Annotated in this window: 3 protein-coding genes; 2 read left to right on the top strand and 1 reads right to left on the bottom strand. The window is 50.8% G+C overall.

Features of this window, described 5'->3' with window-relative positions; translation table 11 throughout:
• Positions 1 to 145: 145 nt before the first annotated feature.
• Both Q0294_RS05240 and Q0294_RS05235 read left to right on the top strand, forming a co-directional pair.
• Complete coding sequence (locus Q0294_RS05240) at positions 146 to 2,569, top strand: PSD1 and planctomycete cytochrome C domain-containing protein (protein ID WP_299461623.1); 2,424 nt, start codon at positions 146 to 148, stop codon at positions 2,567 to 2,569.
• A 67-nt stretch (positions 2,570 to 2,636) separates the two neighbouring features.
• The gene (locus tag Q0294_RS05235; RefSeq protein ID WP_299461622.1) at positions 2,637 to 4,145 is read left to right on the top strand and encodes a DUF1501 domain-containing protein; all 1,509 of its coding nucleotides are present in this window, start codon (positions 2,637 to 2,639) and stop codon (positions 4,143 to 4,145) included.
• Positions 4,146 to 4,240: 95 nt separating this feature from the next.
• On the opposite strand, the gene Q0294_RS05230 is transcribed toward Q0294_RS05235, so the two are convergent.
• A complete protein-coding gene (locus Q0294_RS05230) occupies positions 4,241 to 5,224 on the bottom strand; it encodes a zinc-binding dehydrogenase (protein WP_299461621.1) in 984 nt (327 codons plus the stop codon).
• Between the last annotated feature and the right edge of the window lie 106 nt (positions 5,225 to 5,330).

Raw genomic sequence — 5,330 nt, 5'->3', positions numbered from 1 at the left:
ACAATAGGGATAACAGAACTCCGATCTATAATCATATTGCTGATCCATTCAGGGAAGACTGTACAGTCAGGAGAGATAAGTCCTTATGCCTCGCACTAGACACTTCAGATTCAGACCGGGATTCTCAAAACTGCTTTTTCGTGGAATGGTTACCTACGCCGGGCTGTGGTTGTCTGCGGTGGCAGTGGCAGAAAACAACAATGTACCTGTCCCGCAGAATGCGAAACCGGTGATCGATTTCACGCAGCAGATTCAACCCTTACTGGCAAAACATTGCTACTCATGTCATGGGCCAGATGTGCAGGAGGGTGGCTTGCGTCTGGACCAGAGTGAGCAGGCATTCAAGCAGCTGGACTCCGAAGCTTTCGCCGTTGTTCCCCGGCATCCTGAAAAAAGTGAAATCATCGCGCGCATCCTTTCCAAGGATAAAGATCAACAAATGCCGCCTGAAGGGGACCGTCTCAAGCAGGAGCAGATCGACTTAATCACAAACTGGATTCAGCAGGGCGCGGAATGGAAAAAACACTGGGCATTTCAACCGTCTCAGAAAAGAACGCCCCCCGAGACAACAAATGGCAAGTGGGTTAAAAATCCGATCGACGCTTTTATCCTGGCCAGACTGGAGCAGAAAGGGCTCTCCCCTGCTCCGGCTGCAGATCGGGGGACACTGATTCGTCGGGCGTACTTTAATCTGACCGGTCTACCGCCGACGCCGGAAGAAGTAGACCAGTTTGTCAAAGACGCTTCTCCCGATGCATATGAGCAACTGATTGATCGACTGCTGGCTTCCCCCCGCTATGGGGAACGCTGGGCACGCCACTGGCTGGATCTGGTGCGTTACGCTGATACAAACAGTTTTGAACGGGATGGCATCAAACCGAATGCCTGGCGTTTTCGGGATTATGTCATCAGTTCTTTCAACCAGGACAAGCCTTACAGCCAATTCATCAAGGAGCAACTGGCGGGGGATGAACTGGATCAGGTTACGGCTGAGACCATTATCGCTACCGGTTATTATCGTCTTGGTCTCTGGGATGATGAGCCTGCCGACCCGTTACTGAGTTACTACAATGAACTGGATGATATCGTTTCCACCACGAGTCAGGTCTTTTTGGGACTGACGCTGAATTGTGCCCGCTGCCATGAACATAAAATCGACCCGATTCCGCATCAGGATTATTACCGTTTTATGGCATTTTTTCACGGCTTGAATTCTTACGGAATTCGGTCGGATCAACTGTCCTTTAATCAGACCGATATCACAGGGCCTGAGATTTCGGCGCTGTATGCCAAATATGATGCGCAAAAAAATGACCTGCAGAAAAAAATGCATGATGTGGAAGAGACGGCCGTCAAAAAAATGGAGGGAGCAGATCAGAGACGATCTGAGACCCCCGAGCGCGGCAAGTTACTCAAAGAAAAACTGGAACAGTATCTGGAACCGGGTCAATTCAAAGCCTACCAGACAATGCAGACAGAATTGCAGCAACTGGAACAACAGCGAAAACAGTATCCTCCGCGAAAAATGGCGCTCAGTGTCAGTCGTAGTCTGAAAGAACCGCGAGAAACGTTTGTGCTGTTGCGTGGCAATCCTCATGTACCCGGTGAGAAAGTGCAACCCGGTTTTCCGGAGCTATTCGGTAAGACCGAAACGCAGATCCCCGCTGTTCCTCAAGATCGGCAGACATCAGGCAGACGGCGGGTGCTTGCAGAGTGGATTGCAAGCGACGACAACATGCTGACTTCGCGGGTGATTGTGAACCGGATCTGGCAGCATCACTTTGGACGAGGAATCGTTCAATCTCCCAATAATTTTGGTCAGTTGGGAGTACCTCCGACGCATCCTGAATTACTCGACTGGCTGGCGCTGGAATTCGTGAAGGGAGGGCAGAAATTCAAGTCCTTTCATAAACTGATCATGATGTCGAATGCTTATCAGATGTCTTCACAGCATTCGGAACAGGCGGAGGCCGTTGATCCGGCAAATGATCTGTTCTGGCGTTTTAACATGAGGCGGCTGAGTGCGGAAGAAGTACGTGATTCCATGCTGGCGGTCAATGGCCGTTTGAATCTCAAAATGTATGGCCCCGGGTTTTATCCTCTGGTATCCCAGGAAGTATTACAGGGACAGTCCAGACCGGGTGAAGGTTGGCTGGATTCCTCAGAAGAAGAACGGGCACGGCGGAGTATTTATATATTCGTCAAACGTTCTTTGATTACTCCCCTGCTCTCGAATTTTGATTTTGCCGATACCGACAGCAGTTGTGCCATCCGATTTGTGACGACACAGCCGGCGCAGGCACTGGGTATGGTGAATGGACACTTCGTGAACCGGCAGGCAGAACTTTTTGCAGATCGGCTTCTGGAAGAAACAGGAACAACGCATCCACAGTTTGTCGAACGAGCGATTCGTTTAGCGTATGGGCGTCACCCCCAGGCAGGCGAAGTTGAGGAAGGCGTTCGATTCATCGATACATTGATCAAAAAACATTCCCTGAAAGAAAAGCAGGCATTGAACTATTTCTGTTTAACAATTCTGAATCGGAATGAATTTGTTTATCTGGATTAGAGTAGCATCATTCAAACGCTCGGGCGTTGTCTGGATATTTAGCCTTGGAGCTTGAAAAGGACCAGTTATGGCTTTAGAGCAACCATCAAATTATCAGATCAATCAGGGAAGTAAACCAGCCGGGCATGCACAGTTCTGCCGTCGTACGCGTCGGGAGTTTCTGTGGGAAGCCGGAGGCGGATTTGCTTCGGTCGCATTAACGGGCCTGATGTCTCAGGACGGGTTTCTCAATTCGCAAGCCCTCGCCGCCGACGGTGTGAGCGATTTTCAGAATCCGCTGGCGTCCAAAGACCCCCATTTCAAACCCAAGGCCAAAAGCGTCATTTTTCTCTTCATGTATGGTGGACCGAGTCACGTTGATACGTTTGATTACAAGCCAAAATTGTATGCGTTGGATGGCAAGACGATTGAAGTAAAAACCAAAGGGCGCGGGGGAGAAAAAAATGAAGGTCGCGTCGTCGGCCCGAAATGGAAGTTCAAGCAGTATGGTGAATCGGGACAATGGATTTCCGATTTGTTCCCGCATTTGGCCACATGTGCTGATGATATTGCGTTTCTGAAATCGATGACCGCAGATTCTCCCATTCATGGCTCAGCGATGCTGATGATGAATTCCGGGAGAATCCTGAGCGGATTTCCCAGTTTGGGTTCGTGGCTCAATTATGGTCTGGGGACCGAAAATGAAAATCTCCCGGGTTATGTGGTGATGCTTGATCCGACCGGTGGGCCGATCAGTGGAGCAAAGAACTGGTCGAGCGGTTTTATGCCGGCGACTTATCAGGGAACCACGATGCGTTCTCAGGGAGCACCGCTCATCGATTTGCGACGTCCAGAGGGCATGAGCCAAGCCGTGCAGCGAGAGTTACTGGATGCGCTGAAGGATGCCAATCAGAAACATCAGGCTTCGCGTGCCGGCAATTCCGAACTGGCTGCCCGCATTGCCAGTTACGAACTGGCTTTCAAAATGCAGAAGCATGCCCCTGAAGCGGCTGACCTGGCTTCAGAGACGAAACAGACGCAGGACTTGTATGGACTGAACAATCCCCGTACGGCTGATTTTGGCAGACGTTGTCTGCTGGCGCGCAGACTGGTGGAACGTGGAGTTCGTTTTATTCAGCTCTATTCCGGCGGAAACCATAACGATGCCAACTGGGACGCGCACGGCGATCTGGAGAAAAATCATAGTTTTCACGCCGGCAATACAGATCAACCGATTGCCGCTTTGATTAAAGATTTAAAAGCGCGGGGTTTATTTGACGAAACGATGATAGTCTGGGGGGGCGAATTCGGACGCCAGCCGACCGCGGAATATGCAAAAGGAACGGGCCGCGATCACAACTCTTATGGTTTTACGATGTGGACCGCTGGAGGAGGGGTTCGAGGCGGGACCTCTGTCGGCGCTACGGACGAACTGGGAGCAGCGGCTGTTGAGAAGCCGTTCCATGTGAAGCGTCTGCACGCGACGATCCTGAATCAGATGGGACTGGAGCCAAACCGTTTATCTTACTTTTACGGTGGACTCGATCAAAAACTGGTGGGTGTAGAACATACCGAGCCGATTCACGAAATTATTTAGCCTGTGTACTGATTTATTGTAACGTCTCCCGAGCCATTGGGGCCGAGTATACAAAGAACAAGAGACGCTATGGTTAAATGGGACACGCTCTAGCATTACCGATGTAGCGAGGGAAATTCCACGATCACTTTAATGACACCCTCTCTGCGGTCTCGAAACAGTTCGAATGCCTGCTGGATTTCCGATAGTGGAAAGCGATGCGTGATGATGGGCGTCACATCAATGCGTCCTTCTGAGAGCCATTGCATGGCCAGAGGAAAATCGCGATTGAAGTCGGGATTAATGCTGGTATGGACGGTAATATTTTTGAAGAGCAGATCCCGCCAGCGTACCTGGTCGATGGTTTCCGGAGGGACGCCAAACACGAGTATCTTTCCCTCCGCACGACAGAGATCGATACACAGGTTCAATTGCTGATCGGCGTGTCCGACCGCTTCGATGACGATATCGGGCAGATCCCCGTTCAGGATCTCGCGCAGCGCTTCGACAGGATCCGTGTTTCGATTACAGATCGTGGCGGTGGCTCCCATGCGGGGGCTGACTTGCAGACGGGATTCCAGCAGGTCGATGCCGATGATCTGGCGCGCTCCCATATTACTTAAGGCAGCGTTCATTAATTGTCCCATCGGCCCCTGCCCGACTACGGCTACGGTTTTGTCCAGCAGATTCGGAAGTTTTTTCAGAGCAAACAGAGCCGTCCCGAGTGGCTGTGCCATCAAGGCGTGTTCTTCCGGGATATTGGTGGCGATCGGTATGGTACGGGATTCATCCAGCACAAATCGTTCGCACAGTCCCTGCTGCATCACGGGAACAGCAAGTACCCGGTCCCCTGCTTTCCAGCGCTGTCCGTTTGTTTCGGTGACGGTTCCAATCATTTCGTGCAATGAGTGACCGATTTCAATTTCCCATTCATCACTTCCATTGAAGTAGGGTAAATCGGAACCACACAGGCAGGTGGTTTCCGGTTGAAAGATAATTTCCCCCTGGCCAGACTTGAGAGAGGAGACTGGTGAGAGTTCGGGTTCGGGAACTTCGATGAGTTCAATTTTTCCTGGCGCGACAAGATGGCTTGCTAACAACGAACTGGTCCTGATATAGGGGAGTGCTCCATGTTCTCCAGAAACGAAGAAGATTCTGGCAGGAGTGAAACAGATTGGATATAGTTATATAAAATATACAAAACAG

The organism is uncultured Gimesia sp., from assembly GCF_937919775.1.
In the GTDB taxonomy this organism is placed as follows: Bacteria; Planctomycetota; Planctomycetia; order Planctomycetales; family Planctomycetaceae; genus Gimesia.
Note: the sequence above shows the minus strand (reverse complement) of the source record. Positions and strands in the feature narration are given on the sequence as shown.

What these genes read in the sequence shown, in the direction of transcription:
- Q0294_RS05235 (WP_299461622.1), top strand. Translation starts at nt 2,637, where the DNA reads ATGGCTTTAGAGCAACCATCAAATTATCAGATCAATCAGGGAAGTAAA.
- Q0294_RS05240 (WP_299461623.1), top strand. Translation starts at nt 146, where the DNA reads ATGGTTACCTACGCCGGGCTGTGGTTGTCTGCGGTGGCAGTGGCAGAA.